Below are 25,196 nucleotides of genomic sequence, written 5' to 3'. Positions count from 1 at the left end.
CGCGCCGCGCCCGACAAAAGTGTCCTTGCCATGAGCGTCCTTGCCTATCTCATCCCCATTTCGCTGCTGCTGGGTGGCGGCGCTTTGGCGGCCTTTGTCTACACGGTGCGCTCAAACCAATATGACGACCCCGAGGGCGACTCGCGCCGCATCCTCAGCGAAGAATGGGACGATCACCCCAAACCCTGAGCACTGTTCTGAGACAAAGACACCTGGCGGCAAAACCTCTGGGACGGCCCAAGGGGCCCTATGCTGGGCAAAACTGCGGTCTGTGAGACGGGAAACAACGACGGCTTCCAACCCTAGCACAAGTGTTGGGCCTGGGCGGCTAAACACTTGTACCAGAGCGAAGGTCGTGCGGATCGCTCACTTTAAAGCCGACCCAAACTGCTGCGGCGATGTTGCTTCTCGCTCGAGGGTGGGCCAAGCGCAGAAAGCTCCGTTTGGCAAAGGTCGAGGCGGCGCGGCGCGATTTTCGGCAGATCTGTCCCATACTTGTGATTCACATTAGGCGCACAGGATAACATCCCCCCAACCGGTTTTGTGCCAAAAACGCGCACTCTATGGGTGGCAGGCGCACGGATGTTTTCCTCTCTGACATCAAGCTGTTGCAACCGTCCTGCATTGGGCGTGCGTTCTGAATCCCGCGCCCCTTAAGGACGCCGTGTGCATTTCGAATCCATTGCATCCAATGCCAAAAATCTTACGCTGATCGTTGCAGTACGTGGTCCCATAGTCTGGATTTAGCGCGTTCTGTGGATGAGTTTGATTTTTGAGTGCGTTATTTGGAGGTAGAAAAATTGCTGCTCGACAACAATGAACCGCGTACCCGCCTGAGGGAATTGGTGTTTTTTAGCAAGGTTCCCGTTTTACTGGTTACGCTCATTCTTTCTTTAGGGTGCTTTTCAATGGTGCGTGCCCAAGAGCTGGGAAAAACTGCGCAAGTCGTGACTGAACAATTGAATCTCCGCAGTGGGCCGAGCACATCCAACCCCGTAATCCATAAGATGCATCAGGGGACACTGGTAAAAATCTTGGCACGCCGGGAAGGTTGGGTCAGGCTTTCACTGGCTGACAACCCATCGATCACTGGTTGGGCAAGTGCCCGTTACCTCGAGGCGTCTTCCGCGACATTTTCCGCGGGCGCAAATGACTATTTCGCAGAGTTCATTACACGCTATGGCACCCCGAGGGAGCAGGGCTACCTCCCAGAGCTTGACACCCACTTTGCCTTTTTCTGCGCCAATGGGTTCGGCCTTGCGCTCTTTCGCGAGACGGACGAAGGGGGTGTCGGCTGGACGTCGGACGATTGGTGCGTTCGCGATGTGCTCGCGAAAGACATCGACGGTGACGGTCAGTACGAAATTGTCTATTTTTCCGGCGGAGGAGGCACCGGTTCCTTTGGCATAAAAGAGCGCCATCTCTATTGGCCACCCGGTGTCGCGGAGCCGGCGCGCGGTTACGACTACTTAACCTTGTCGCAAAGTCAGGGAATGGTCCCTGATGAGGACGTCGGAGCCCAATGGGAAGAGCATCGCGAAATGCGGTATGGGCAGAAATGCCGCGATAGCGTCTATACGCCGGATTGGCCTGCCGATGCTCTGTCGCGCCCCGTGGTGATCTGTGAACTCTCTGAGCAAAAAACGATTGAGCTGATAGCCTATGGTGGAGGCGGCAACCTCCACGGCAACGCAAACATCGAGGAGTTTGTCAAAGTAAATGCAGCGCGGGGGTTTGAGCTCGTGGGTGCAGGAACGCCCCATGTCCTAAAAGCGCTGTCCCGAGAGCACCTTGAGCGCGCATCTACAGCTCAAGGCGAGGCTCTGGAGAACTTGTCCTTGCAGAGCCTTGACGCGGTGGACACCGGCGTCAGGCAGGAGCTGAGTAAAGAGCGCCAGGCGATGATCGCGGAGTGGCTGAAGTGATCAGGATCCTGGCCGCCGCTCTTTTCCTCATCCTTTCGAGCCCAGCTTTCTCCGCAGCTGTCGTGGAGGAAGCGATTGATGGCAACGCCCGCCTGGATGGCGATCGGGACACTACTGAGGGGGCTACGCTCAGTTTCGATTGGAAGGCGGAGATCCGACTTGGGCTGCTCATGGGAGAGCCTGTGGTTTCTGTGCGTTTTATTTGGGCGGATCCGATCGGAATAGTGACCCTACCGCAATTGACGCCAAGCGGGCGGTCCTATCGTCCCGTGCATTTGACGCAGCTCCCGGTGGATCTGCGCCAACATCCGCGGCTGCTCGATGTGAAACTTAGAATGACGTTCAGCGACGGGGTAAGCCTGCTTGATCACGTGGCCGATGTGGGAGTGACCGGGCCTCCCGGCCAATGGTCGTTTAACGTGCCGGGAAGTCCGGATTGGGAGCGGCTTTTTCGGGTTCACGGCCAGGATGCTTTTGTTTCAGAAAACACTGCAAAAACAGCGGTCCAAAATGGACTGAGTCTGGTTTCTGTCGAGTTAGAGGACGCGACGATCAGCCTGTATCACTTGCACGAAGACTATGTCCGGCTCTACGGCGCACGCGAGGAGTATCGCGTGCTAGGGACTGCCTACAAGCGTGTGCTTGATGGTCTGCAGCGGAGCTACGGCGTCGATGCGAGCGGAATCTCTGGTGGCTGGACGGACGCCTATTTTGTGGCCGAGAACTCCGGGTCGATCGATAGTTCCAAAGTATGGGAAGAGCGAGTACGCAAGCTTGAACAGGTTTTGATAAAGCTATCCAGTTTGCCCGAAGAGCTTCGCGCTGGGGAAAATCACGGCCCCTATGAACAGGCTGTCGCTGATGCCGATTTGATCCAGAGGGTGGCAGGGCCGGCTGTGCGTGGCTACCGAGCCGAGGGGACAAATCCGGACAGCCAGCCGCAGGGGCGCGAGCCCATGTTCGATGGCGCATACAGGCTGGCCCTACTGCGCGGCGAGCATTGGATTGTTGACAGCGACAGTGGCGATGCGATCCGAATGCTCTCGACGGATTCCGAAGTCCTTGTTGCCGGTCTGATACTGTACCGGGAGTCCTTGTCGAACACACCTTGTCGCGATGGCAACATCGCGCTTGCGCTGCATGATCCCGTTTCGGAAGCCGAAGTATCCCATCTGGACATTTCATGTTTTCTGGAAGGGCGCACCGCTTCGGTCAAAGAGGTGGCGACACCAGACGAGGTTTACCCGCGCATAGTGCTGACGCTTCCTACACGGGAACCACGTAAATTTACCAGGACGGTTACCTGTCGACATTGCGGTCGCAGTTCCACCCGGACCGGGAAACTGACCGAATACTATCACGCCGATGTCACGGTTGGGCCGGATCTCAGCGTTACCATGGGGAAAGAGATCTCGGATGTTCCTGGGCGCATTTGCCCAGCCCTCGTGTTGTGCCGAAACTAGTACCCCCAGGACCATTCGGGCTCTAAGCGGGCACTGTTAAACACTCAAAAGGCCCCTCTTTGGAGGGGCCTTTTGTTTGCGACCTGATACGAGAGGTAAGCCCATGGTCGCTTGGATAAGGGGCCTTAGGACGAGGGGCCTAGCGTGTCGCAGGCAACATTGCGGGCGCTCAAGCGGCGGCAGGCGAGGTCGGCCTGTTCTTTGGTCATGCCGAGGAAATTGGCGTCATAGCCCAGACGTGATTTTGCCACCTTGCGCAGGGTGCCGTTCAGGGTCTCCATTTCGGAGAGGGCAGTGCGCAGCAGGACTTTTTCCGCCTGATAGGCACTGGTGTAGCGCCCGACATTGATGCCCCAATATCTGCCGCCCGAGGTCGAGAGCCGGGTCACCACCACGGGCTGTTCGGGGCTGGGCGCCGCCGCATTGGCCAGTTTGATCGGGCGCGCCATGGGCCGCAGTCCGGTAAAGGGCCGGGTTTGCACTCTGACGGGGGCGGAGGACTGCGCGACGGCGGCGGTTACAGTTGCAGCCCCAGCGGTCTGTTCTGATGTGCTGGGAACCGGTCCGGTAGAGGCTGGCAGTACCTTGGCCTCTGCAATGGCTGCGGTGATGCTGGCCTGCAGAATATCGGGATCAATCCCGGTGCCGGTCTGCGCAGGGGAAGTCTCTGCCTGTGCTGCGGTGGCCTGTGCTGCGACGGCCTGGGTCTCGGCTGTCTGCGCTTCGGTTGTCTCGGCTTGCGTGGCGGTGGCAATCTGCACCGCTTCGGCGATGACGTCCGGGTCGACAATTGGGCCGGGGCGGGCCAGGGGGCGAAGGCTGGTTTTTACCAGGCCGGTGACGCGGACCGTCTTACCGGCGCCGCCGTTGCCTGCAACCTGGGTTGTGGCGCCAATGCCGCGATTGCCAACATATGCGGGGCGTCCCGGCGCCTGAACGCGGGCCCGGGAGGGGGCGCGACGAAAACCGAGATCCAGCAGTTCGGCAACCTTGGCATTGCGCGAGGTGGAGGATTTACCGCCGAAAACGGTTGCGATGATGCGCTCATTGCCCCGTTTGGCCGAGGCCACCAGGTTGGAGCCCGCAGCACGGGTATAGCCGGTCTTGATGCCGTCGGCACCTTTGTAGGAGGCCAGCAGGCGTCGGTTTGTATTGGGAACGGTTTTGACGCCCGCATCAATCGATCTGCGCGCAAACAGGTGATAATACTCGGGGTAGTCATACAGGATATGGCGACCCAGGGTTGTCATGTCGCGGGCGGTGGACAAATGCCCCGCCTCGGTCAGCCCATGGGCGTTTTTGAATGTTGTGCGTGTCATGCCGAGCGCTTTGGCGGTGCGGGTCATGCGGCGGGCAAAGGCGGCTTCGGATCCGGAAATGGCCTCCCCAATGGCGGTGGCGGCATCATTGGCGGATTTTACAGCGGAAGCCCGAATCAGATAGCGAAAGGCAATCCGCTGTCCGGTTTTTAACCCCAGTTTTGAGGGCGGTTCGGAAGAGGCGTTTCTGCTGATGAGCACCTTTTGATCCAGCGAGATCTCGCCGTTTCGGACCGCTTCAAAGGCAATATAGAGGGTCATCATCTTGGTCAGAGAGGCGGGATGCAGCCGGGCATCGGCATTGCGGGAATGCAGCACTTCGCCGGTGCGCGCGTCAACAACCACTGCGGCATAGGCCGCCGCCTGCACCTGGGTCGGGGGAATCAGCACCACCCCAAGAGAGAGAAGAACACCCATGATCCACGGCACAGTCCGGGCCAACGCCCGCTGCCCGCGAACCAGGTGGTTAAACCTGATCTGCACGATATCTGCCATTTTTGCCTCTTGCCGCCGGTTTTCCGGCTGACGATTTTGCCTGCTATGCAGAGAGCCTAGCATATTAGATGGCCGGAAGAAACCTTGGCGATAGGCGGGTGAGCAGAGCTGAGAAAGGACTTTTCCTAGATTTAGTTGCCCGGCGGCGGGTTTCGCCTAAATCGGGATTGTCTTAAAGAAGTGTAAACAGAAATGCAGGCTTAAATCCTGTCAGACCCCGGCACGGCAAAGTGCGATTCGCCTTCTGTGCGACCTCTGGGCAACAGGTGCTGAGTTTGTTTGCGCGGGTCAGCGGGATTTTTTCTGTATTGGCGAGGCAGAGATCAGAGATGCCTCAACCTGCGCCGCTGAGCCCCTAGGCTTAGAGTCTGCGGGTGACGTAATGGGGCGTAGAGTAATGCAGCCCAAAGGAGAACTCGCAGGGGCGGGGCAGCATGGCGCTGACCGCCTGTTCCAGGGCGCTGAGCAGAGCGGCTGAAAATGCAGCATCGCGATGTGGTTTCACCAGCAGTGAGACGCTGACGGTGACATGGCTGTGGTGGAATTCATCTGTGGGGTAGGCGCGCCCCTTGCAGGCGCCGGCACCGCCGTCGTGACGCAGGATGATGGTCTCGATCTCAGCCAGAATCGCAGCGCTGTCGAGCTGCAGGTCACTTGAGTATTTGATCTCTGCATGTGGCATCGGCTGTCTGCTCCTATTGGTCTTTTGCTGTGGCGTCTGCTGCGGGCTTACAATGCTGGGCGGTCTTTCTCAATCCGCGACACCAGCTGTGGCAGCTGGCTGAGATCCGCGATGGCGTTATAGCGAGGGCTGGCTTCCGGGGGCTCTGCATGTTCCAGCTCCCAGATCTCGCCGTGGGGTACATAGGTTCCCCAGCCACCTGCGGTGATCGGCGGCACCACATCCGAGCGCATGGAGTTGCCAACCATCATGGCGCGCGCGATGCCGTCGCCGTGGCGGTTGAAAATCTCCTGGTACACCTCAGGGGTCTTTTCCGACACGATTTCAACCGCGTCAAACAAATCGCCCAGACCGGACTGCGCCAGTTTGCGCTCCTGATCCAGCAAATCGCCCTTGGTGATCAGCACCACCCGGTGGTTTGCCGCCAGTTGCGTCACCGCCTCCTGGGCATGGGGCAGCAGGTCAATGGGATAGGAGAGCATCATCTGCCCTGCCACGATCAGCTCTTGGATGACGGCAGCAGGCACCTGTTGATCGGTCACCTCGATTGCGGTTTCGATCATCGACAGGGTAAAGCCTTTGACCCCGTAACCATAGCGCCCAAGGTTGCGTTTCTCCGCTGCTAGCAAGCGTCGCTCCAGCGCCGGGCGGTCCAGATCGGGCGGGGTGTGATCCTGCAGCAGTTCGGCAAAACGGTCCTGGGTGACCCGGAAAAACCGCTCGTTGTGCCAAAGCGTGTCGTCGGCATCAAAGCCTATGGTTGTTAAATTGCCTGTCATGTTGCTGCGTTAATCCCTTTTCCTGCCCCTTTTCCTGAGCCGTCATTACGCTATATAAGCGGGATATAGATTTCCATGCATGACTGGAACACTAAGCTGATGCCGCTGCTGCCTGTGATGATGTCCGAGTTCTCGGATGACGATGATACCGATCTGGGTCTGCTGACCAAGACGCGCCCAAAGACACAGCGCCCACCGCGCTACAAGGTGCTGTTGCTCAATGACGACTACACGCCAATGGAATTTGTCGTGCTGGTGCTGGAGCGGTTCTTTGGCATGACCCATGCGCAGTCCTTTGAAATCATGCTCACCGTGCACAAAAAAGGTGTCGCGGTGGTTGGGGTCTTTACCCATGAAGTCGCCGAGACCAAGGTTGGTCAGGTGATGGATTTTGCCAATCGTCATCAGCATCCGCTGCAATGCACGATGGAAAAAGAAGAATAATATCAACATATAAGAGGCTATGCTATGTCCCTGCGCCTGTCCCTGGCCTTAGAACCGGGTGGCTGTGTCATGCCCCCAGAGGGGCGCATCGCCGTCTTTGCGCCACGTGCTGGCGTGGATCTCACTGCCCTGCCCAAAGACCGGGTGCTGATCCTGCAGCGCCTGCGGCCAGATTTTGAAGCCTATGAGGCGGCTGGTTTTACCTGTCTGCCCGAGGTGGCGGATCTGCCCGCGCCAGAGCGCTTTGCCGCTGCGGTGGTGTTCTTGCCGCGGGCCAAGGCCGAGGCCCGCCAACTGGTGGCCCAGGCGGCGGCTGTGACCACAGGCCCGGTGCTAGTGGATGGGGCCAAAACGGATGGGATCGATTCGGTCCTCAAGGCCTTGCGTAAACTCACCGAAACATCGGCGCCGGTGTCAAAGGCACATGGTAAGATTTTCTGGTTCCAGGGCGGAAACAATGCGCTCAGCGACTGGATCGCGGCTGACGGCATCCCGGTCGACGGTTTTGTCACTGCGCCGGGGGTGTTTTCTGCCGATGGCATTGATCCGGCCTCACAGCTTCTGGCGGAGTGCCTGCCAGAAAAACTGGGTCGCCGGGTGGCTGATCTTGGTGCGGGCTGGGGCTATTTGGCGGCGCAGATCCTGACCCGCGCAGGGGTCGAGCATCTGCATCTGGTTGAGGCCGACCATGTTGCGCTGGGCTGTGCCCGGCAGAATGTTGCGGATGCACGGGCGCAGTTTCACTGGGCCGATGCGCGCAAATGGCAGGCCCCAGAGCAGGTCAACACGGTGGTGATGAACCCGCCCTTTCATGCGGGGCGCAGTGCCGAGCCAGAGCTGGGCCAGGCCTTTATCTCGGCTGCGGCCAATATGCTGGTGGCCTCAGGGCATCTGTGGATGGTGGCCAACCGGCACCTGCCCTACGAGACCCTGCTGGGAGAGCGTTTTGCTGCCGTAAGCGAAGTTGCGGGGAACAACCGGTTCAAGGTCCTGCATGCCCAACGCCCACGGCGCGCCAAAGGCTGATATCTTCCCTCTGACTTCCCGCGCGCGCGGTCCACATTCGCCGTTTCCAAAAGGGGGCGCGGGGGGTAGGCTCGCAGCCAAAATCAAACCACAGGAGTATGCCTCGCATGTCCTTTTCCATCGCTGGCAAGACTGCCATCGTCACCGGTGCTTCGTCAGGTATTGGTCTGGCCATTGGCCGTCAGTTTGTGGCCGCCGGAGCCAATGTCATGTTTGCGGATACCAACGAGGCGGCACTGCTGCGCGAGCTGGGCGAGCAGGCGGACGAGAGCAATATTCGCTACTTTGCCGGCAATTTGCGTGAACGGTTGACCATTGCCAATCTGTTGTCAGCGACAATCGATGCCTTTGATGACATCGACATCCTGGTGAACGGGGCGCGCCAGGTGGTGCAAAGCGATCCCTTGGATCCCAATGACGAATCGCTGGAGATGCTGTTGACCGAGAACCTGCTGCCGACGCTGCGCCTGTCGCAACAGGTGGCGCGCCGAATGATCAAACAGGGCGAGAGCCGCGACGCGGGGGCTCCACTGGGGGCCATCGTCAATCTCTCTTCCATTGCGGCGCGGCGCACCCACCCCGAGCTGATGGCCTATTCTGTCGCCTCGGCGGCGCTGGACCAGCTGACGCGGTCGCTGTCGGTCTCCCTGTCGCCACATCGTATCCGGGTGAACTCCATTGCCTTTGGATCGGTGATGAGCGCCTCAATGCGCTCCACGCTCAAGGACAACCGCAGCTACCGTCAGGACATCGAAGAACACACGCCTCTGGGCCGGATTGCTTCCCCGACCGAGCTGACCGAAACGGCGCAGTTTCTGGCCTCTGATGCCGCTGGGTTTATGACCGGCCAGATCTTGACCCTGGATGGGGGCCGCACCCTGCTTGACCCCGTTGCCGCGCCGGTTCACTAACTCAGCCGTTTCCGTATCCGCCCTGACCCGGCCAAGCCCCCAAGCAGAAAGATCCCGTGATGACCGCCGCCCTCCCGACCGAAATGACCGAAGAAAAAGCCCAGGCCGCCGCCTGGTTCCGCCAGCTGCGCGATGAAATCGTTGCCGCCTTTGAGGCGCTGGAAGACCGCCATGACAGCGGGCCTTTTGCGGATCAGGAACCTGGCCGGTTTGAGGTCTCTGAAACCACGCGGGCCTCTGCGGATGGCTCTGACGCCGGGGGCGGCTTGATGAGCGTGATGCGCGGCGGTCGGGTGTTTGAAAAGGTCGGCGTCAATATTTCAGAGGTCTACGGCACTCTGGGCGAGCGGGCGCAGAACGCCATGGCGGCGCGCAAGGGCCTGCCGGGGATGCGTGAAGATCCGCGATTCTGGGCCTCGGGGATTTCCCTGGTGGCGCATATGCGCAACCCCCATGCGCCGGCGGTGCATATGAACACGCGGATGTTCTGGACCCCCCATGCCTGGTGGTTTGGCGGTGGTTCGGATCTGAACCCCTGCATCGAATACGAGGATGACACCGCGCATTTCCACGCCACTCAGAAGACCCATCTCGACCCCCATGGCGCCGATCTGTATCCCCGGCTCAAGAAATGGGCGGATGAGTATTTCTATATCCCCCACCGCAACCGGGCGCGCGGCGTTGGCGGTATCTTTATGGATGATCACAACACAGGTGACTGGGCTGCGGATTTTGCGCTGACCCAGGATATTGGCCGCGCCTTCCTGCCGGCCTATCTGCCGCTGGTGGACAAGCGCCGGGTGCAGGACTTCTCGGAGGCTGACAAGGACGCGCAGCTGGTGCACCGGGGGCTCTATGCGGAATACAATCTGGTTTATGATCGCGGCACCAAGTTTGGTTTGGAAACCGGCCATGATGCCAATGCGGTACTGATGAGCCTGCCCCCCCTGGCCAAATGGGTCTAAGCATGCTGTCTGGCGGCCTGCGATCTCACGCTCATTTCAGATGACTTGCGGCTTTGCCCTAGGAAAACAGCGCTCTTCGATAGAGACTAACAGAACCGGCTGCACAGGCGCCGGTTCTTTTGTGTTTGGGTTTAGGGTTTGAGATGCACAGCAGGATTTTAGGTGTTTTGGCGAGTTTGGTTCTGGCAAGTTGCAGCCCCAAGGCCCCGCCTCCCCCCGAGGTACATGCAGCCCCGACGCAACGCCCGTCAGAGGCACAGCTGGCGCGGCTCAGCACCTATCCGCGCTTTGGCGACAGTGACCCCCATGAATGGAGCGGACGCGGCCCCAACAGCTATGCGATCCACGGGATTGATGTGTCGCGCTATCAGGGAGAAATCGACTGGCCGCAGGTGCGGCGGGCCGGGGTGTCCTTTGCCTATCTCAAGGCCACCGAAGGCGGCGATGTCGCCGATCCAGCCTTTAGCGACAACTGGCGTGGTGCGGCGCGGGCCGGGGTGCCGCGTGGCGCCTATCACTATTTCTATTTCTGCCGCCCCGCAGAACAGCAGGCGCGCTGGTTTATCAAACATGTGCCGCGTGATGCCAATGCCCTGCCGCCGGTGCTGGATATGGAATGGAACCCACACTCGCGCACCTGTACCAAACGCCCCGATGGCCGGGTGGTGCGGGCCGAGGCGCGCAAATTCCTGTCCCTGCTTGAGGCCCATTACGGTCAGCGTCCGGTGGTCTATACTACAGTGGATTTTTATCGCGAAACTGGCATTGGCCGTTTGCATGGCACCGAATTCTGGTTGCGTTCGGTTGCCGGACATCCCCGACAGGTCTACCCCGGCGCCTTTTGGCGGTTGTGGCAATATACCGGCACCGGTGTGGTTCCGGGTATTCAGGGGGATGTGGATCTGAACGTCTTCCACGACAGCCCCGAATCCTGGCTGCGCTGGTCGGGGCAGCTCTAGGCGCGTTTCCAGCCGGCCTCGGCCAGCGCCTGACCATAGCCGGAGGCAATCCGCATATCCGGGCCGATACCCTTGTCCAGCAGCGCCTTGTGCATGGATTTCAGCTGCCAGCATGGCACATGCATCACCATGTGATGTTCCAGATGGTAGTTGACCCAATAGGGCGCCACAAACAGCCGGGCGATGGGGCCTGCCTTGGTGGTGCGCACGTTTTGCAGCGGGTTCTGCGACTGCTCCACCGCGCCGTGTTCGGCGATATTGCGCACCCGCAGCACAAACTGAAACCAGGTGAGATAGGGCAGCAACCAAAAGGCCAGCCCCCACCACCAGTCGCCAATCAGGCTCATCACCACCGCGACGCCAATAAACACCGGCAGGGATTTCCACAGATGCGGCGCCTTAAAGCTCTGGGCAAAATCCGAAGCCGCCGCCTCGATGGCGTCATCGTCGCCCGCCAGGCGAAAGCTCATCAGGATTTGGCCCAGCAGCTGTTTACCGCCCGTCTGGCCGGTCAAATCGCGGGTGAATTTGCGTTTCAGCGAGGCTTTGGAGGTGGGGAATTTGGCGCTGAGCTTCAGATCCGGGTCTTTGTCCGTCTGGGTAAAGCGATGATGGGTCAGGTGGTAATGGCGATAGGCGGCAAGCTCGGCCAGAATCGGCCGCCCGCATAGCCATTCGCCAATGATGTCATTCCATTTGCGGCTCTTGAACAGGGCATTATGCGCCGCCTCATGCATCAGGATGGCCAATCCCAATTGGCGCGAACCGATCACCATGACGGCAAGCACAAAGGTCAGCGGATTGGGCCAGAGCGCAAACAGCGCCAGCGCGCAGGCGATCATCCCCCAGCAATGCAGCACCAGCCACAGGCCCATGGCATCGGACCGTTCGGCCAGGGGACGGATCTCGTCGCTGCTGAGATAGGATTTTCCGGGTGTCATGATGTGCTCCTCCTGATCACAGGATCGCCTGTATCAGGGGAGGCGGTCAAATGGGGCGCCACGTCATACTTTTGCGTATGTCGTGGCGGCACTTTGCAGGAGCTGTGGCTGAGGGGCTAGGGCGCTACTGACGCCAGTCAAAAAATCCGGGACCGGCTGTGGCCAGCAATTTTGCCGCCATGTCACGCCCCATGTCAGCGCCGTCCTCGATTGCACAGGTCTGTGCATCGGCAATCGCTTCGGAGCCATCGGGGCGCAGCACCTCGCCGCGCAGCCGCAGGCTGCCGCCGTCTAACTCAGCCAGGCCGGCAATGGGCGTCTCGCAGGATCCATCCAGGGCAGCCAGAAAGGCGCGCTCTGCCGCCAGCCGCTGGCCAGTGGTGACATCATGGATCGCCTCAAGCATCGCAGCCACACGGCTGTCATCGTCGCGCCGTTCGATGCCAATTGCGCCCTGGGCCACAGCAGGCAGCATGTCAGTGGTCTCGATCGCGGTGGCAGGCACATCCGCCATCGCCAGCCGGTTCAGGCCGGCCATCGCCAGAAAGGTGCATTCGGCGACCCCTGCGTTCAGCTTTTTCAGCCGGGTCTGCACATTGCCGCGAAACTCCACCACCTTCAGGTCCGGGCGACGGTTTATCAATTGGGCACGGCGGCGCAGCGACGAGGTGCCAACAACAGCGCCGGGCTCCAGATCCTGCAGCCGGGAAAAATTGGGCGACACAAAGGCGTCGCGCACATCTTCGCGCGGCAGATAGCAATCCAGCAGCAGTCCCGCAGGCTGGGCCACCGGCATATCCTTCATCGAGTGCACTGCGATATCAATGGCTCCCGACAGCAGATCCTCTTCGATCTCCTTGGTGAACAACCCCTTGCCACCCAGCTCCTTGAGCGGCTTGTCCGCTGCGATCAAAGCCTGGTTGTCACCACTGGTCTTGATCACCGCGATCTCAAAGGCTTCCGGGGCCAGATCAAAAGCCTCCGCCAGACGGCGGCGGGTCTCATAGGCCTGGGCCAGCGCCAGCGGCGATCCACGGGTGCCAATTTTCAGCGGAGAAGCGGGGGAGGGCAGGTTCTGTGTCATGTAAGAACCTTTAGTAGCGGCGATTTGCCGTTGCAAGCACTGCACAGGCTCCCCTTGACAATTTGCCGCTTTGGGTCGACCTCATGGGCGACGTAAACGAGCAGGCGAAATCGAGGGTGACATGGCTGAACAAAAGAAAATTCTGCGCGCATTGGCAGGGGAAACACAGGACGTGCCACCGATCTGGATGATGCGCCAGGCGGGCCGCTACCTGCCGGAATACCGCGCCACCCGCGCCCAGGCCGGGGATTTTCTCAAGCTCTGCTACAATCCCGAACTCGCGGCTGAGGTCACCCTGCAGCCAATCCGCCGCTACGGATTTGACGCCGCGATCCTGTTTGCCGATATCCTGCTGATCCCCCAGGCGCTGGGCGCCGATCTGTGGTTTGTCACCGGCGAAGGCCCGCGCCTGTCGACCATCACCACCGAGGCGGATTTTGCCAAACTGGGCCCGGTGTCGGACATCCACGAAACCCTGAACCCGATTTACGAGACGGTGAAAATTCTGTCGCGGGAATTGCCCAGCGAAACAACGCTTATTGGCTTTGCCGGGGCGCCCTGGACTGTGGCCACCTATATGATCGCCGGGCGCGGCACCCCGGATCAGGGACCGGCCCATGCCCTGAAACAGGAAAACCGTCCCCTGTTTGAGGCGCTGCTGGCCCGCATCACCGAAGCAACCATCGACTACCTGTCAAAACAGATTGAGGCCGGTGCCGAAGTGGTCAAAATCTTTGACAGCTGGGCAGGCTCGCTCAAAGGTGAAGATTTCCGCAAATATGCGCTTCAGCCCTGCCGCGAAATCACCGCAGCGTTGAAGCAGCGCCACCCCGGCATCCCTGTCATCGGCTTTCCACGGGAAGCGGGCGAAAAATACCTAGGCTTTGCCAAGGAAACCGGGATTGACTGCCTGGCACTGGACAACTCGGTTGATCCGCTTTGGGCGGCGCAGAACTTGCAGGTGGATGGCTGCGTGCAGGGCAACCTGGCCTCGCGCCATATGGTGACCGGTGGTCAGGATCTGGTGGATGAAACCCGCGCCATTGTGCAGGCGTTCAAGAACGGTCCCCATATCTTCAACCTGGGCCATGGCATCACCCCGGATGCGGACCCGGACAATGTGCAGCTGATGATCGATACGGTCCGTGGCGGCTGATCCCAGCCCAGAAGGCCTGACCCTGCGCCCGGCGCGTCTGGATGACGCGTCGAGCCTGGCGGCTTTGTCGATCGAAGTCTGGGTCAGCACCTACCTGCGCCATGGGGTGAACAGCCTGTTTGCTGACTACATCTTTTCTGAACTGACACCCGCCCGGTTCCAATCTTTGCTGCAGCAAAAGAGCGAGACATTCATCGTCTCGCAGAATGTCGAGGGTATCGACGGCTTTATCCGCATTTCAGAGGGGCAATCACCACCTGCAGGCCCCGGTTCGGCGGTTGAGATCGCAACCCTTTATGTTCAGCCGCGCCATCATGGCCGGGGGCTGGGACAGGCACTGCTGCAGGCTGGTTTGCAGTGCTGCGCTGATTTAGCGGCTCCGGCGCCCTGGCTCACCACCAATGCGGAAAACACCGCTGCAATCGGCTTTTACCAGCGCATGGGATTTGAAATCACCGGCGAGACCGCCTTTTGCCTCGGCTCCCAAAGCTACCCCAACACATTGCTGACCTATTGCCCCAAGGCCCGGTAACCACTGGCCTTCGTTTTTCATCTTACTTGAAATACCGCGGGGTGAATTGGCCTTTAGGCCAAGAGGGGCAGAGCCCCGTTTAGCGCGCCTGCCTTGCAAACACCCGGGGTTTGGTGCATCAGCGCCACAGATACGATCCCGTATATGATCTGATATGAAGGCAGCCCCATGGACTACGGAAAAACCGGAAACCCCAAAAAGGGCAGCAATGCTCCGCGCCACGCCGAGCATAACGCCAAGGGCAGCCGCAAAAACCCCTATGACAAGACAGCGGACAAATCGGTGCTGCTGGCCCGGATGAAAGCCGCAGCCGAGGCCAAAGCCAAAGGTTGAAGTGCCTGCCTTTGAACCCGCCTCCCCCCCACGCATCACCCGGCGCATCACCCGGGGGAGGGGGCCTTGCTCCATTTGCGCCAGGCCGTCACTCAGGTCGTCACTCAGGGCGCCGCTGAGCCGGCGATCAGGCGGTCAAGCTGCGGGCAATCAGTTCCTTCATGATCTCGTTTGATCCCCCATAGATCTTTTGCACCCTGGCATCGGCATACATGGTCGAGATCGGATACTCCGACATATAGCCATAGCCGCCAAACAGTTGCAGGCATTCATCGATGGTGTCGCATTGCATCTGGGTTACCCACCATTTCGCCATCGAGGCAGTGGTGGCATCCAGTTCACCGCGCAGATGTTTAGCAACGCAGTCATCCAGAAACACCCGCGCAATATGGGCAATGGTCTTGACCTCGGCCAGTTTGAAACGGGTGTTTTGCATCTCCAGCAGCGGCTTGCCAAAGGCGATGCGCTCGGCTGTATAGGCAACTGTTTCCTCCAGCGCCTTTTCCATCGCGGCAGCGCCGCCCAGGGCGACCACCAGGCGCTCCTGTGGCAGGGATTTCATCAGCTGATAAAACCCCTGGCCCTCAGTTTCGCCCAGCAGGTTCGCCGGTGGGACCCGCACATTGTCAAAGAACAGCTCCGAGGTGTCCTGGCTTTTGAGACCCAGTTTTTCCAGATTGCGCCCGCGGGCAAACCCCGGTGCATCGGCGGCCTCGACCACGATCAGCGAAATACCTTTGGAGCCGAGGCTCGGGTCGGTTTTGGCCACCACGATGATCAGGTCCGCCTGTTGGCCATTGGTGATAAAGGTCTTGGAGCCGTTGACCACATATTCGTTGCCCTCCAGCCGGGCTGTGGTCTTGATGTTTTGCAGATCCGATCCGGTGCCGGGCTCTGTCATGGCAATGGCGCAGACCATTTCGCCGCTGGCCATTTTGGGCAGCCAGCGCTTTTTCTGCGCCTCAGAGCCATAGTCAAGAATATAGCCCGCGCAGATCTGGCTGTGCACCGAATTGCCAAACCCTGAAAACCCCGCGGCGCGGAATTGTTCGGTGGCAATCACAGCCTCATGGCGAAAATCCCCGCCCATGCCGCCGTATTCTTCCGGCACCGAGGCGCAGAGAATGCCAAAATCCCCGGCCTTGTTCCAGAAATCGCGGTCGATATGGCCCTGTTGTTGCCAGCGGTCCTCATGTGGGACCATTTCCTTGGCGTAAAAGCCGCGCAAGGACTCCTGCAACATGGTGAGCTCGTCATCCATCCAGGGTGAGATATGGGCAGTCATGTGGATCAATCCTTGTTGAGGCCAAGTTCGGCGAGAATTTCAGCGCTGTGCGCCCCGCGTTCGGGGCTGGCTGCCGGAGCCCAGGCCGCCTGCGGCCCGGCGGAGGCATCAGCAAAGCGGGGGGCGGGGGCGGCCTGCAGCACGCCGTCATGTTCCACCCAAGCGCCACGGACATTCATCGGATGGTGCAGGGCCTCATCGGGGCTCAGGACCGGGGCAACGCAGGCATCGGTGCCGTCAAACAGCGCCGCCCAATGGGCGCGGGGCTGGGCGGCAAAGATCCCGGCCAGCCGCGCGGTCAGGACGGGCCATGTGTTGCTGTCGAACTGCTGTTTAAAATCGGCGTCCTCGCTGAGCTCCAGCAGGGCCAGAAACTGGGCGTAGAATTTGGGTTCCAGACATTGCACCGTCATATAGCCGCCATCGGCGCAGGCATAAGAGCGGCTCCAATGGGGGCCATCCAGCAGGTTCTGCCCACGTGTCTCGCCAAAGCCCCCGGCCTGGCGGATGCTCATCAAGAGGTTCATCATATGGGCCGAACCATCGTAGATCGCGGCGTCGACCACCGTGCCGGCACCGCTGGTTTTTGCCCGCAGCAGCCCGGCCAGCATGCCACCCACCAGATACATCGCACCGCCGCCGATATCACCGACCAGCGTGGCGGGTGTCAGGGGGGCGTCGCCGGGGTTAGACGCATACCAAAGCGCGCCGGAAAGCGAGATATAGTTCAGATCGTGCCCCGCTGTCTCAGACAGGGCACTGTCCTGACCCCAGCCGGTCATGCGGCCAAAGACCAGCGCGGGGTTCACCGCCTGGCAGGCCTCGGGGCCGATGCCCAAGCGTTCCATCACACCGGGGCGAAACCCTTCGATCAGCCCGTCTGCGGTGGCCACAAGGGCAAGGAAGGTCTTGATGTCCTCCGGGTCTTTCAGGTCCAGCGCAATAGAGCGCTTGCCCCGATCCAGCACCGAGCGTTCTGGCATGCCGGGGGTGACACCACCGCCCTTGCGATGGACGCAGATCACATCGGCGCCCATATCGGCCAGCCACATGGCGGCAAAGGGGCCAGGGCCGAGGCCTTCCACTTCGATAATGCGTGTCCCTTGGAGCATCCTGCCCTCCCTGTTGGGTCTGTTTTTCGCCGGGCTATGTGGGGGGAGGCGCCGCTGTCAGCCCCTCCCCTGGCTGTTTAGTAGCCGCCGTAGCCACCGCCGACGATCAGTGTCTGCCCCGAGACATAGTTGCTTTCGGGAATGCAGAAGAGATAGACGCCACCGGCGGCCTCTTCGGCGGTACCAGCGCGCCCCAGGGGGATCATCATTTCCATGCCCTGCACCAGTTTCTTGGGGATGCCGATGGCGACTTTGTTGCCTTCGACCTCGATGGATTTCTTTTCATCGGTGGCTTCGGTCAACCGGGTGGAGATCATACCAAAGGCCACGGCGTTGACGTTTACTTTGAAGCGCCCCCATTCCTTGGCCATGGTTTTGGTCAGGCCAATCACGCCGGATTTGGCAGCTGAGTAATTGGCCTGGCCCGCATTGCCGCCGGTGCCGGAAATGGAGGAGATATTCACCACCTTGCGAAACACCTCGCGCCCTTCTGCGGTCTCTTGCGCCACCTGTTCGGCAATAAAGGGGGCTGCCGCGCGCATGATCTGAAACGGTGCTTTCAGGTGCACATCAATCATGGCGTCGAACTGTTCGTCGCTCATCTTGCCGATGAAACCATCCCAGGTGTAGCCAGCATTGTTGACGATCACATCGACGCCGCCAAACCTGTCGATGCCTGCCTGGATGAAACCATCGGCAAAGCCGGGCGCGGTGACCGAGCCCGCAACGGCCAGGGCCTTGCCGCCCATGGCCTCAATCTCTGCCACTACCTCCTGTGCGGGCTCCGCATCTAGGTCATTGAGCACTACATTGGCACCATCTTCCGCCAGTTTCAGCGCGATGGAGCGGCCAATACCGCGTCCGGCGCCGGTGACATAGGCGGTTTTGCCTGTGAGTTTGCCTGTGAGTTCGGTCATAGTTCAAGTTCCAGTTCATTCTCAGTTGAAGGCCCACCCGGCCTGTGGCCGGGTAGCGCCCCTCCGCCCCCATGGGCGGGCGCTTCGCTTGCATCCGCGGACGGGCTGCAGCTATCGCTAGGGCAGCTCCACCACGGCTTTGCCTGCCAGTTTTACGTCGCCATGCTGATCTGCGGCCTGGATCTCCAGTGCGACCAGATTGCCTTCGCGTTTCTCCACCACCCGGCCGGTGCAGGTCACCACCGCATGGACCTGGGTGATCGAGACAAACCTGGTGGAAAATTCCCGTACCGCGCGCTGTGGCACCCATGCGGTCAGCAGGTGGCCCAGATAGGCCATGCCCAACATGCCATGAGCAAAGACATCCGGCACGCCTGCGGCCTTGGCAAAATCAATGTCGATATGGATCGGGTTGTGATCACCAGAGGCGCCGGCAAACAGCGCCAGGGTGGTGCGGCTGATGGGTTTCGAGGTCACCGCTGGCAGGCTGTCGCCCACGTCTACCCCGGCATAGGTTACGCCCTGTGCAAATGCGCTCATTTTGGATCCCTCACAACGATGGTGCCGGTCATACCGCCCAGGTCTTCGCCCAGTTGGTTTGTGGCTTGGGTTTTCAGGATAACAAACTCCATGGCGCCGCCCTTTTTGTCGTAGATGTCCATGCAGGTGCAGGTGAGGGTCACGCGGTCCCCGGCGCAGATCGGCGCGCCATAGGTAAAGGCCTGTTCGCCGTGCAGCACATGGCCCAGCTCAATGCCCATGGCGTTGATGAAATAGAACCGGTCCTCGCGGTCCTGATCCAGGGTAAACAAAAAGGTCAACGGCGCGGGCAGGGCGCGATAGCCTGCGGCCCGTGCTGTCTCCTCGTCCCAATAGATCGGGTCACGCTGGCCGGTGGCGCGGGCAAAGGCGCGCAGCTGAAAGGGCTCTACATCTACATGCAGCGGCGGAAAGCTGCGGCCAATGAAGGATCTGTCGATCATGTGGTTCTCCTCAGGCTGCCTGGTACAGGGTGACGACACAGGCACCACCCAGACCAAGATTATGCTGCAGGGCGGTGCGTGCGCCCGCGACCTGAGTAGGACCGGCAGTGCCGCGCAATTGCCGGGTCAGCTCGTAACACTGCGCCAGACCGGTGGCGCCCAGGGGATGGCCCTTGGACAGGAGCCCGCCCGAGGGGTTGGTCACATATTTACCGCCGTAGGTGTTGTCGCCATCGGCGATGAACTTGCTGGCGCCGCCTTCGGGGCAAAGACCCAGACCCTCGTAGGTGATCATCTCGTTATGGGCAAAACAATCGTGCAGCTCGACCACATCCACGTCGTCGATGCTGATGCCGGTCTGTTCCTGAACCTGTTTGGCGGCGGCGGCGGTCATGTCGTAGCCCACCAGCTGCATCATGTCATGGGCCTCAAAGGTCGAGGCATAGTCCGTGGTCATCGCCTGACCTTTGATACGCACCGCCTGATTGAGCCCGTGTTTCTTGGCGTAAGACTCGCTCACCACGATGGCAGCGGCGGCGCCACAGGTGGGCGGGCAGGCCATCAGCCGGGTCATCACGCCCTCCCAGATCATCGGGCTGTCCAGCACGTCCTGGGGCGACAATTCCTGCCGGAACAGCGCCAGCGGGTTGTTCACCGCGTGGCGGCTGGCCTTGGCACGGATGCGGGCCAGATCGGTCAGGGAGGAGCCGTGTTTCTCCATGTGGGATTTACCGGCGCCGCCAAAATAGCGCAGCGCCAGCGGAATTTCAGGGCGGCCAACCAGATCGTCGGTCTCCGAATCGAAGGCATCAAAGGGGCTGGGGCGGTCGTCCCAATGGGAGGTCAGAGCGCCGGGCTGCATATGTTCAAACCCAAGCGCCAGCGCCACATCTACCGCTCCGGACTGCACCGCCTGGCGCGCCATGAACAGCGCGGTCGAACCGGTCGAGCAGTTGTTGTTCACATTCATCACCGGAATGCCGGTCATGCCCACCTTGTATAGCACGGCCTGACCACAGGTGCTGTCCCCGTAGACATAGCCCGCATAGGCCTGTTCAACGGCGTCATAAGGCAGGCCTGCATCGGCGAGCGCGTCGCGCAGTGCGGCGGCTCCCATTTCGGTATAGGGGGCGTTTTGACCGGGTTTGGCAAACTTGGTCATGCCCACTCCGGCAACCAGTACCTCTGATGACATTGGTCTCTCTCCTTGCTGATGCTTTGGACGCAGGTGTTGCGCACCGACGCAATTTTGCTTCTTGCGTACTGTTTGCCGGGGCTGGGCAAGAGGTCAAGTTTCATGTAACTGATGAGTGTAATTACCGGGCGTCACCTGGCTGTCAGCTGGCGTTCTCTGGGAAAACTGGTCGGGTAGGCGGTGGCATTTTGGTCAATGTGTTGAGAGCAGAACGGCAATATGGGCAATAACAGCTGGATCAAACCCGGGGCGAGTCGTGACGCCCAGCGAGAGGCCAAGCGGCAAGCGGTGCTGCAGGCCGGCGCCTGCCTGTTCAACGATCAAGGCTATGAGCAAACCTCGCTGGAGGATATTGCGGCGGCGCTCAATATCACCAAACGCACGATCTATTATTATGTGCAAAGCAAAGAGGACATCCTGTTTGGCTGCCACCTGCTGGGGTTGGAATTTCTGCGCGAAACCATGCAGCAGAGCCAGGATGCAGCCCTGCCGGTGGTGGATCGTATCGCCCTGTTGATCCGGGGCTATTGCGCCTGGGTTTCCACCGATCTGGGCGCGACACTTGCTATGGTCCGTGAACACAGCCTGTCGCCAGAGCGCCGCCACGCGTTGCGCGCCAGCAAGGCCGAGGTGGACTTTCACCTGCGCGGCCTGATCACCCAGGGGGTGGCCGAGGGCAGCCTGCGCCCCTGCGATGCACGCTTGGTGGCGGCGGCGGTTTTTGGCGCCTTGAATTGGATCCCCCATTGGAATCGGGTGCCTGATCCGGTGCCGCAGGGTGAGATCGCAGAGCAAATTCTGCAGCTGGTCCTGTCTGGGATGACGGCGCAGAATTAAGGGGTCCTGCCCCTGGGTGAAAAGCCCTGCGCTAGGCCTCGCTGACCTTTTTGCGAAACAGTTTCGGCGGCGTGCCGGTGCCCTTGGTAAAGACCCGGCTGAAATGCGCCGGGTCGGAAAACCCCAGATCATAGGCGATCTGCGCTGCGGTCAGATTGGTATAGATCAGCATCCGGCGCGCCTCGCGCAGCATGCGGTCGTTGATCAGTTGCGAGGCTGACTGTCCGGCAGATTGATGGGTGATCCGGTTCAGATGGGTGGGAGAGATCGCCAGATCGCGGGCATAACCGGCCAGGGGGCGGCGGGTGCGAAAATCCCGTTCGATCATTTCCTCAAACCGGGTGAACAGCTGGTTGCCCGCCCGATGCTGATTGGCGCTATCCGCCTCAAAAATGGCGCGGGCGGCCAGGGCGATCAGGGCGCCCGCCAAAGAGCGCAGCACCTGGGCGCGGGCAAAATCCTGTCGGTGGTATTCATCAAACAGATGTTCGGCCAACTCGCCCAGCTCCCCGGGCAGAGGCAGGATCGCAGGCCGTTCCAGCGGTGCCCGCACCCCTTCGCTGGCCTGGATGCAGTGGTCCAGCAGGTCAGAGGTCAGCGTTACCACCCAGCCGTGGGTTTCTGGCGCAAAGTCATAGCCGTGTACCACGCCGCGCGGAATATTGACAAAACTGGCGGTTGGAATCGCCTGGGTTTTGCCGTCGATTTCGGCCACGCCATTGCCCTCTGTCAGGAATAATAGCTGGTGCAGCCGGGCGTGGCGATGGGCCTTTAGCTGCCAGTCATGCAGGGCCGAGCGCGAGCGAATGGTCTCGACATGGAGCACATCTGCCAGTTCTTCGGTTTCGCCAAACAGGTTGTAGCTGCTGATGTGGGAGGCATGGGGCATGTGTGAAATGTACAAGAAGTTGCGCAGTCAGTCCATTCGCAAAGTAATTTTCTCAATGCATATTAGATGACAGATCCACGGGCAAACTCCAGCCCCGCATGTTTAGGGAGACGTGTTCATGTCGCAAACAACCACTCAGGTTGCCATCATTGGCGGCGGGCCTTCGGGGCTGCTTTTGTCACAGCTTTTGCACCGTCAGGGCATTGATACCGTGGTACTGGAGCGGCAGACGCGGGACTATGTGCTGGGGCGTATTCGCGCCGGGGTGCTTGAACATGGTTTTGTCGAGCTGATGCGCGAAGCCGGCTGCGCCGCACGTATGGAGGCCGAGGGCGAAGAGCATCACGGAGTCTATCTGGCGCATCAGGGGCGGATGGACCGCATTGATCTGGCGGGCTCTGCGGATGGTGCCACGGTGATGGTCTATGGCCAGACCGAGGTGACACGCGATCTGTACGCGGCGCGCGATGCCATGGGGGGCAGTGTCATTCATCAGGCCGACAAGGTGCAGCCCCATGATCTGAAATCGCAAACCCCCTATGTTACCTATGAAAAAGACGGGTCAGAGCACCGCATTGACTGTGACTTTGTCATTGGTGCCGATGGCTTTCACGGGGTCAGCCGCAAGTCGATCCCGGCGGATGTGCTGCGCGAATATGAAAAGGTTTATCCCTTTGGCTGGCTTGGTGTCCTCTCTGAGACCAAACCCGCCTCGCCCGAGCTGGTCTATGCCCGCCATGAGCGTGGCTTTGCGCTGTGTTCCATGCGCAGCCAGGTATTGAGCCGCTATTACATTCAGGTGCCGCTGACCGATAAGGTCGAAGACTGGTCGGATGAGGCCTTCTGGACAGAGCTGAAGGCGCGCCTGCCCAAAGAGGTTGCCGAGGGGCTGCAAACTGGTGCCTCGATTGAGAAATCCATCGCGCCGCTGCGCAGCTTTGTGGCAGAGCCGATGCGCTATGGTCAGTTGTTTCTCGCTGGGGATGCGGCGCATATCGTGCCGCCAACCGGGGCCAAGGGGCTGAACTCGGCGGCGTCCGATATCTACTATCTTTATCACGGGTTTCTGGATCACTACAAAAACGGCGACAGTGCCGGCCTGGAAGGCTATTCGGAAAAAGCCCTGGCGCGGGTCTGGAAGGCCGAGCGGTTTAGTTGGTGGATGACCAACCTGCTGCACCGTTTCCCGGATATGAGCGAGGCGGACCTGCGGCTGCAATGCGCCGACCTGGACTATCTGTTCTCCTCCGAGGCGGCGCAGGCCTCGATGGCGGAAAACTACGTGGGCTTGCCTTACTAAGGGCGCCCCATATGCAGTGACGCCACGTAGGCCGGGTAGCGTCCCGGCCTAATCAGTCTAGCCTGATGGCAAAGAGCATGCTCTCCTGAGTGCAAGCAAGGGAGAGAGACATGTCGACAGTAGCCTATGAAAAGACTGGCCGGATTGCGCGGATCACGCTCAACCGGCCAGAGGTGATGAATGCCATCAATGATCAGCTGCCCAAAGATCTGGCGGCAGCGGTGGCGCGGGCCGATGCCGATCCCAGCGTCCATGTCATGGTGCTGTCGGGTGCGGGCGAGGCCTTTTGTGCCGGCTATGACCTGACCTTTTATGCGGAGGGTAATGGCTCCGGCGCGGCAACGCAGGAGATGCCCTGGGATCCGATCAAGGACTACCGTTTCATGTGGGAAAACACCCAGCACTTCATGTCCCTGTGGCGGGCGGTGAAACCTGTTTTGTGCAAGGTGCATGGCGCAGCGGTGGCTGGCGGATCCGATATCGCGCTTTGTGCGGATATGACCATCATGGCAGAGGAGGCGCAGATCGGCTACATGCCGACCCGGGTCTGGGGCTGCCCAACCACCGCAATGTGGGTCTATCGGCTGGGGGCAGAGCGCGCCAAACGCATGTTGTTCACCGGCGACAAGATCTCAGGGCGCGAAGCGGCGGACATCGGGTTGGTGATGCAGGCGGTGCCGCAGGCCGAGCTGGAGGATGCGGTCGAGGCCATGGCATCGCGCATGTCCACGGTGCCGATCAATCAACTGGCGATGCAGAAACTGGTGATCAATCAGGCGGTTGAGCAGACCGGCCTGATGCAGACCCAGCGGCTGGCGACGATCTTTGACGGCATCACCCGGCATTCACCTGAAGGGCTGAACTTCAAGGCGCGCTCTGAAGAGATGGGCTGGAAGCAAGCGGTGCGCGAGCGCGACGAGGGCACCTTTGACTGGACCACAAACGAGGAAATCCCAAAGGGAAATCGCTAGGGCCCTGCGGCTGAGTAGACCATCCGTCAAGCCTGCAACTAGTCAGGGGCCTTTCACGAACCAAGCCTTCCCCTCAAAAGGGCGTTCCAGCCAACTCCAGAGATGCGGCAGGGCACGCTCTTTTCTCCCCTTGGGGTGAGGCTCAGAAACCTGCAGGTCCAGTCCTGAACTGAGGCCCAGTCCTAATGTTCGGTTCCGGTATCTGGGGCTGGATCTGAGGCTGGTGCCTGGATCGTTTCGTCTGGTGCAGCCTCGGAGAGGACCATCAGAACCGTTTTGTGGTTCAGCTCCTGGCCCGTGTTCTTATCGGTCAAAACCGGGTCCACTTGGGCACCGGTGTCGCGGGTTACAAAGGTAAAGGGAGCGGGCTCCTGGCTGGGCAGGTTGTGCTGGGCCCAATCCTGCATCGCCAGTAGCACCGGGGCAAACTCTTTTCCAGAGGCGGTCAGGCGATATTCATGGCGCAGGGGGCGTTCTTGATAGGGGCGCCGTTCCAGAACCCCCATGGCCTCCAGCCGCTTTAGCCGTTCGGCCAGCAGATGCCGGGTCACGCCCAGACGTTTCTGGAATCCATCGAACCGGCGCACCCCTAGGAAACATTCCCGCAGGATGAGCAGCGTCCAACGATCCCCAACCACCCCCATAGCGCGGGCAAGCGGACAGGTGTCACCAGTGAGATCATGCCATTTCATG

27 protein-coding genes are annotated in these 25,196 nt (G+C 60.3%); 14 read left to right on the top strand and 13 right to left on the bottom strand.

What is annotated here, in order from left to right; translation table 11 throughout:
- The first annotated feature begins 30 nt into the window (after positions 1-30).
- From ccoS to JZI28_RS16405, 3 genes are all read left to right on the top strand, one after another.
- On the top strand, positions 31-189 hold the full coding sequence (gene ccoS / locus JZI28_RS16415) for a cbb3-type cytochrome oxidase assembly protein CcoS (RefSeq protein ID WP_009809750.1): 159 nt from the start codon (positions 31-33) through the stop codon (positions 187-189).
- A gap of 587 nt (positions 190-776) precedes the next feature.
- Entirely contained in the window at positions 777-1,925 is a 1,149-nt protein-coding gene (locus JZI28_RS16410) for an SH3 domain-containing protein (RefSeq protein ID WP_375698301.1), read from the top strand.
- On the top strand, positions 1,913-3,388 hold the full coding sequence (locus JZI28_RS16405) for a hypothetical protein (RefSeq protein WP_375698300.1): 1,476 nt from the start codon (positions 1,913-1,915) through the stop codon (positions 3,386-3,388). The genes JZI28_RS16410 and JZI28_RS16405 overlap by 13 nt, the downstream gene beginning before the upstream one ends.
- 125 nt (positions 3,389-3,513) lie before the next feature.
- On the opposite strand, the gene JZI28_RS16400 is transcribed toward JZI28_RS16405, so the two are convergent.
- From JZI28_RS16400 to JZI28_RS16390, 3 genes are all read right to left on the bottom strand, one after another.
- Complete coding sequence (locus JZI28_RS16400) at positions 3,514-5,202, bottom strand: D-alanyl-D-alanine carboxypeptidase family protein (protein ID WP_375698299.1); 1,689 nt, start codon at positions 5,200-5,202, stop codon at positions 3,514-3,516.
- A 361-nt stretch (positions 5,203-5,563) separates the two neighbouring features.
- On the bottom strand, positions 5,564-5,884 hold the full coding sequence (locus tag JZI28_RS16395) for a hypothetical protein (protein WP_297340667.1): 321 nt from the start codon (positions 5,882-5,884) through the stop codon (positions 5,564-5,566).
- A 47-nt stretch (positions 5,885-5,931) separates the two neighbouring features.
- On the bottom strand, positions 5,932-6,663 hold the full coding sequence (locus JZI28_RS16390; protein ID WP_375698298.1) for an HAD family hydrolase: 732 nt from the start codon (positions 6,661-6,663) through the stop codon (positions 5,932-5,934).
- 99 nt (positions 6,664-6,762) lie between these two features.
- On the opposite strand from JZI28_RS16390, the gene clpS reads away from it, so the two are divergent.
- From clpS to JZI28_RS16365, 5 genes are all read left to right on the top strand, one after another.
- Positions 6,763-7,107, top strand: coding sequence for an ATP-dependent Clp protease adapter ClpS (gene clpS, locus JZI28_RS16385; RefSeq protein ID WP_375700115.1), 345 nt, complete (start codon positions 6,763-6,765; stop codon positions 7,105-7,107).
- 24 nt (positions 7,108-7,131) lie between these two features.
- Complete coding sequence (locus JZI28_RS16380) at positions 7,132-8,133, top strand: class I SAM-dependent methyltransferase (protein ID WP_353397915.1); 1,002 nt, start codon at positions 7,132-7,134, stop codon at positions 8,131-8,133.
- Positions 8,134-8,240: 107 nt separating this feature from the next.
- Positions 8,241-9,044 (top strand): SDR family NAD(P)-dependent oxidoreductase, encoded by an 804-nt coding sequence (locus tag JZI28_RS16375; RefSeq protein ID WP_295454802.1) that lies wholly within the window; start codon positions 8,241-8,243, stop codon positions 9,042-9,044.
- Between the two features lie 59 nt (positions 9,045-9,103).
- Complete coding sequence (hemF, locus tag JZI28_RS16370) at positions 9,104-10,009, top strand: oxygen-dependent coproporphyrinogen oxidase (protein WP_348154617.1); 906 nt, start codon at positions 9,104-9,106, stop codon at positions 10,007-10,009.
- 143 nt (positions 10,010-10,152) lie between these two features.
- The gene (locus tag JZI28_RS16365) at positions 10,153-10,968 is read left to right on the top strand and encodes a GH25 family lysozyme (RefSeq protein WP_375698296.1); all 816 of its coding nucleotides are present in this window, start codon (positions 10,153-10,155) and stop codon (positions 10,966-10,968) included.
- Here the strand turns inward: JZI28_RS16365 and JZI28_RS16360 are convergent.
- Complete coding sequence (locus JZI28_RS16360) at positions 10,965-11,909, bottom strand: fatty acid desaturase family protein (protein WP_375698295.1); 945 nt, start codon at positions 11,907-11,909, stop codon at positions 10,965-10,967. The two genes, JZI28_RS16365 and JZI28_RS16360, sit on opposite strands and share 4 nt — an antisense overlap.
- Before the next feature lie 124 nt (positions 11,910-12,033).
- Positions 12,034-12,993, bottom strand: coding sequence for a hydroxymethylbilane synthase (hemC, locus tag JZI28_RS16355; RefSeq protein WP_375698294.1), 960 nt, complete (start codon positions 12,991-12,993; stop codon positions 12,034-12,036).
- Between the two features lie 121 nt (positions 12,994-13,114).
- Here hemC and hemE point away from each other — a divergent pair, with 121 nt between their 5' ends.
- The 3 genes from hemE (at position 13,115) to JZI28_RS16340 (ending at position 15,014) form a co-directional block, all read left to right on the top strand.
- On the top strand, positions 13,115-14,149 hold the full coding sequence (gene hemE, locus JZI28_RS16350) for a uroporphyrinogen decarboxylase (protein WP_375698293.1): 1,035 nt from the start codon (positions 13,115-13,117) through the stop codon (positions 14,147-14,149).
- A complete protein-coding gene (locus JZI28_RS16345; RefSeq protein ID WP_375698292.1) occupies positions 14,139-14,681 on the top strand; it encodes a GNAT family N-acetyltransferase in 543 nt (180 codons plus the stop codon). Before hemE ends, JZI28_RS16345 begins: the two co-directional genes overlap by 11 nt.
- 168 nt (positions 14,682-14,849) lie before the next feature.
- A complete protein-coding gene (locus JZI28_RS16340) occupies positions 14,850-15,014 on the top strand; it encodes a hypothetical protein (protein ID WP_375698291.1) in 165 nt (54 codons plus the stop codon).
- Between the two features lie 127 nt (positions 15,015-15,141).
- On the opposite strand, the gene JZI28_RS16335 is transcribed toward JZI28_RS16340, so the two are convergent.
- The 6 genes from JZI28_RS16335 to JZI28_RS16310 all read right to left on the bottom strand — a co-directional run bounded on the left by JZI28_RS16335 (position 15,142) and on the right by JZI28_RS16310 (position 20,506).
- The gene (locus JZI28_RS16335; RefSeq protein WP_375698289.1) at positions 15,142-16,299 is read right to left on the bottom strand and encodes an acyl-CoA dehydrogenase family protein; all 1,158 of its coding nucleotides are present in this window, start codon (positions 16,297-16,299) and stop codon (positions 15,142-15,144) included.
- A gap of 5 nt (positions 16,300-16,304) precedes the next feature.
- Positions 16,305-17,411 carry a CaiB/BaiF CoA transferase family protein gene (locus JZI28_RS16330; protein WP_375698288.1) on the bottom strand — a complete coding sequence of 369 codons (1,107 nt, stop codon included), beginning with the start codon at positions 17,409-17,411 and terminating at the stop codon, positions 16,305-16,307.
- Between the two features lie 77 nt (positions 17,412-17,488).
- Complete coding sequence (locus JZI28_RS16325) at positions 17,489-18,328, bottom strand: SDR family NAD(P)-dependent oxidoreductase (protein ID WP_348154601.1); 840 nt, start codon at positions 18,326-18,328, stop codon at positions 17,489-17,491.
- Positions 18,329-18,445: 117 nt separating this feature from the next.
- On the bottom strand, positions 18,446-18,868 hold the full coding sequence (locus JZI28_RS16320) for a MaoC family dehydratase (RefSeq protein WP_295454820.1): 423 nt from the start codon (positions 18,866-18,868) through the stop codon (positions 18,446-18,448).
- On the bottom strand, positions 18,865-19,311 hold the full coding sequence (locus tag JZI28_RS16315; protein ID WP_375698287.1) for a MaoC family dehydratase N-terminal domain-containing protein: 447 nt from the start codon (positions 19,309-19,311) through the stop codon (positions 18,865-18,867). The genes JZI28_RS16320 and JZI28_RS16315 overlap by 4 nt, the downstream gene beginning before the upstream one ends.
- A gap of 10 nt (positions 19,312-19,321) precedes the next feature.
- Positions 19,322-20,506: a lipid-transfer protein gene (locus JZI28_RS16310; protein WP_295454824.1), complete on the bottom strand. Its 1,185-nt coding sequence runs from the start codon at positions 20,504-20,506 to the stop codon at positions 19,322-19,324.
- Between the two features lie 219 nt (positions 20,507-20,725).
- Between JZI28_RS16310 and JZI28_RS16305 the strand changes: the two genes are divergently transcribed.
- Positions 20,726-21,343, top strand: a complete 618-nt coding sequence (locus JZI28_RS16305; protein ID WP_375698286.1) for a TetR/AcrR family transcriptional regulator — start codon at positions 20,726-20,728, stop codon at positions 21,341-21,343.
- Positions 21,344-21,374: 31 nt separating this feature from the next.
- Here the strand turns inward: JZI28_RS16305 and JZI28_RS16300 are convergent, their stop codons facing one another.
- Positions 21,375-22,232 (bottom strand): helix-turn-helix domain-containing protein, encoded by an 858-nt coding sequence (locus JZI28_RS16300; RefSeq protein ID WP_295454827.1) that lies wholly within the window; start codon positions 22,230-22,232, stop codon positions 21,375-21,377.
- 118 nt (positions 22,233-22,350) lie between these two features.
- On the opposite strand from JZI28_RS16300, the gene pobA reads away from it, so the two are divergent.
- Together pobA and JZI28_RS16290 are read left to right on the top strand one after the other, a co-directional pair.
- Positions 22,351-23,532 carry a 4-hydroxybenzoate 3-monooxygenase gene (gene pobA, locus JZI28_RS16295; RefSeq protein WP_295454829.1) on the top strand — a complete coding sequence of 394 codons (1,182 nt, stop codon included), beginning with the start codon at positions 22,351-22,353 and terminating at the stop codon, positions 23,530-23,532.
- Positions 23,533-23,642: 110 nt separating this feature from the next.
- Positions 23,643-24,503: a crotonase/enoyl-CoA hydratase family protein gene (locus JZI28_RS16290; protein WP_375698284.1), complete on the top strand. Its 861-nt coding sequence runs from the start codon at positions 23,643-23,645 to the stop codon at positions 24,501-24,503.
- A 182-nt stretch (positions 24,504-24,685) separates the two neighbouring features.
- Here the strand turns inward: JZI28_RS16290 and JZI28_RS16285 are convergent, their stop codons facing one another.
- Positions 24,686-25,195 carry a winged helix-turn-helix transcriptional regulator gene (locus JZI28_RS16285; protein ID WP_375698282.1) on the bottom strand — a complete coding sequence of 170 codons (510 nt, stop codon included), beginning with the start codon at positions 25,193-25,195 and terminating at the stop codon, positions 24,686-24,688.
- Position 25,196 lies beyond the last annotated feature (1 nt).

Source organism: Pseudophaeobacter sp. TrK17, assembly GCF_042192375.1.
Lineage (GTDB): Bacteria > Pseudomonadota > Alphaproteobacteria > Rhodobacterales > Rhodobacteraceae > Pseudophaeobacter.
This window is presented reverse-complemented; position numbering and strand designations above follow the sequence as displayed.

Bases quoted from the DNA above. Each gene is read 5' to 3' on its own strand.
- ccoS (WP_009809750.1), top strand. From the start codon at position 31: ATGAGCGTCCTTGCCTATCTCATCCCCATTTCGCTGCTGCTGGGTGGC.
- JZI28_RS16400 (WP_375698299.1), bottom strand. From the start codon at position 5,202: ATGGCAGATATCGTGCAGATCAGGTTTAACCACCTGGTTCGCGGGCAG.
- JZI28_RS16395 (WP_297340667.1), bottom strand. From the start codon at position 5,884: ATGCCACATGCAGAGATCAAATACTCAAGTGACCTGCAGCTCGACAGC.
- JZI28_RS16390 (WP_375698298.1), bottom strand. From the start codon at position 6,663: ATGACAGGCAATTTAACAACCATAGGCTTTGATGCCGACGACACGCTT.
- clpS (WP_375700115.1), top strand. From the start codon at position 6,763: ATGCCGCTGCTGCCTGTGATGATGTCCGAGTTCTCGGATGACGATGAT.
- JZI28_RS16380 (WP_353397915.1), top strand. From the start codon at position 7,132: ATGTCCCTGCGCCTGTCCCTGGCCTTAGAACCGGGTGGCTGTGTCATG.
- JZI28_RS16375 (WP_295454802.1), top strand. From the start codon at position 8,241: ATGTCCTTTTCCATCGCTGGCAAGACTGCCATCGTCACCGGTGCTTCG.
- hemF (WP_348154617.1), top strand. From the start codon at position 9,104: ATGACCGCCGCCCTCCCGACCGAAATGACCGAAGAAAAAGCCCAGGCC.
- JZI28_RS16365 (WP_375698296.1), top strand. From the start codon at position 10,153: ATGCACAGCAGGATTTTAGGTGTTTTGGCGAGTTTGGTTCTGGCAAGT.
- JZI28_RS16360 (WP_375698295.1), bottom strand. From the start codon at position 11,909: ATGACACCCGGAAAATCCTATCTCAGCAGCGACGAGATCCGTCCCCTG.
- hemC (WP_375698294.1), bottom strand. From the start codon at position 12,993: ATGACACAGAACCTGCCCTCCCCCGCTTCTCCGCTGAAAATTGGCACC.
- hemE (WP_375698293.1), top strand. From the start codon at position 13,115: ATGGCTGAACAAAAGAAAATTCTGCGCGCATTGGCAGGGGAAACACAG.
- JZI28_RS16340 (WP_375698291.1), top strand. From the start codon at position 14,850: ATGGACTACGGAAAAACCGGAAACCCCAAAAAGGGCAGCAATGCTCCG.
- JZI28_RS16335 (WP_375698289.1), bottom strand. From the start codon at position 16,299: ATGACTGCCCATATCTCACCCTGGATGGATGACGAGCTCACCATGTTG.
- JZI28_RS16330 (WP_375698288.1), bottom strand. From the start codon at position 17,411: ATGCTCCAAGGGACACGCATTATCGAAGTGGAAGGCCTCGGCCCTGGC.
- JZI28_RS16325 (WP_348154601.1), bottom strand. From the start codon at position 18,328: ATGACCGAACTCACAGGCAAACTCACAGGCAAAACCGCCTATGTCACC.
- JZI28_RS16320 (WP_295454820.1), bottom strand. From the start codon at position 18,868: ATGAGCGCATTTGCACAGGGCGTAACCTATGCCGGGGTAGACGTGGGC.
- JZI28_RS16315 (WP_375698287.1), bottom strand. From the start codon at position 19,311: ATGATCGACAGATCCTTCATTGGCCGCAGCTTTCCGCCGCTGCATGTA.
- JZI28_RS16310 (WP_295454824.1), bottom strand. From the start codon at position 20,506: ATGTCATCAGAGGTACTGGTTGCCGGAGTGGGCATGACCAAGTTTGCC.
- JZI28_RS16305 (WP_375698286.1), top strand. From the start codon at position 20,726: ATGGGCAATAACAGCTGGATCAAACCCGGGGCGAGTCGTGACGCCCAG.
- JZI28_RS16300 (WP_295454827.1), bottom strand. From the start codon at position 22,232: ATGCCCCATGCCTCCCACATCAGCAGCTACAACCTGTTTGGCGAAACC.
- pobA (WP_295454829.1), top strand. From the start codon at position 22,351: ATGTCGCAAACAACCACTCAGGTTGCCATCATTGGCGGCGGGCCTTCG.
- JZI28_RS16290 (WP_375698284.1), top strand. From the start codon at position 23,643: ATGTCGACAGTAGCCTATGAAAAGACTGGCCGGATTGCGCGGATCACG.
- JZI28_RS16285 (WP_375698282.1), bottom strand. From the start codon at position 25,195: ATGAAATGGCATGATCTCACTGGTGACACCTGTCCGCTTGCCCGCGCT.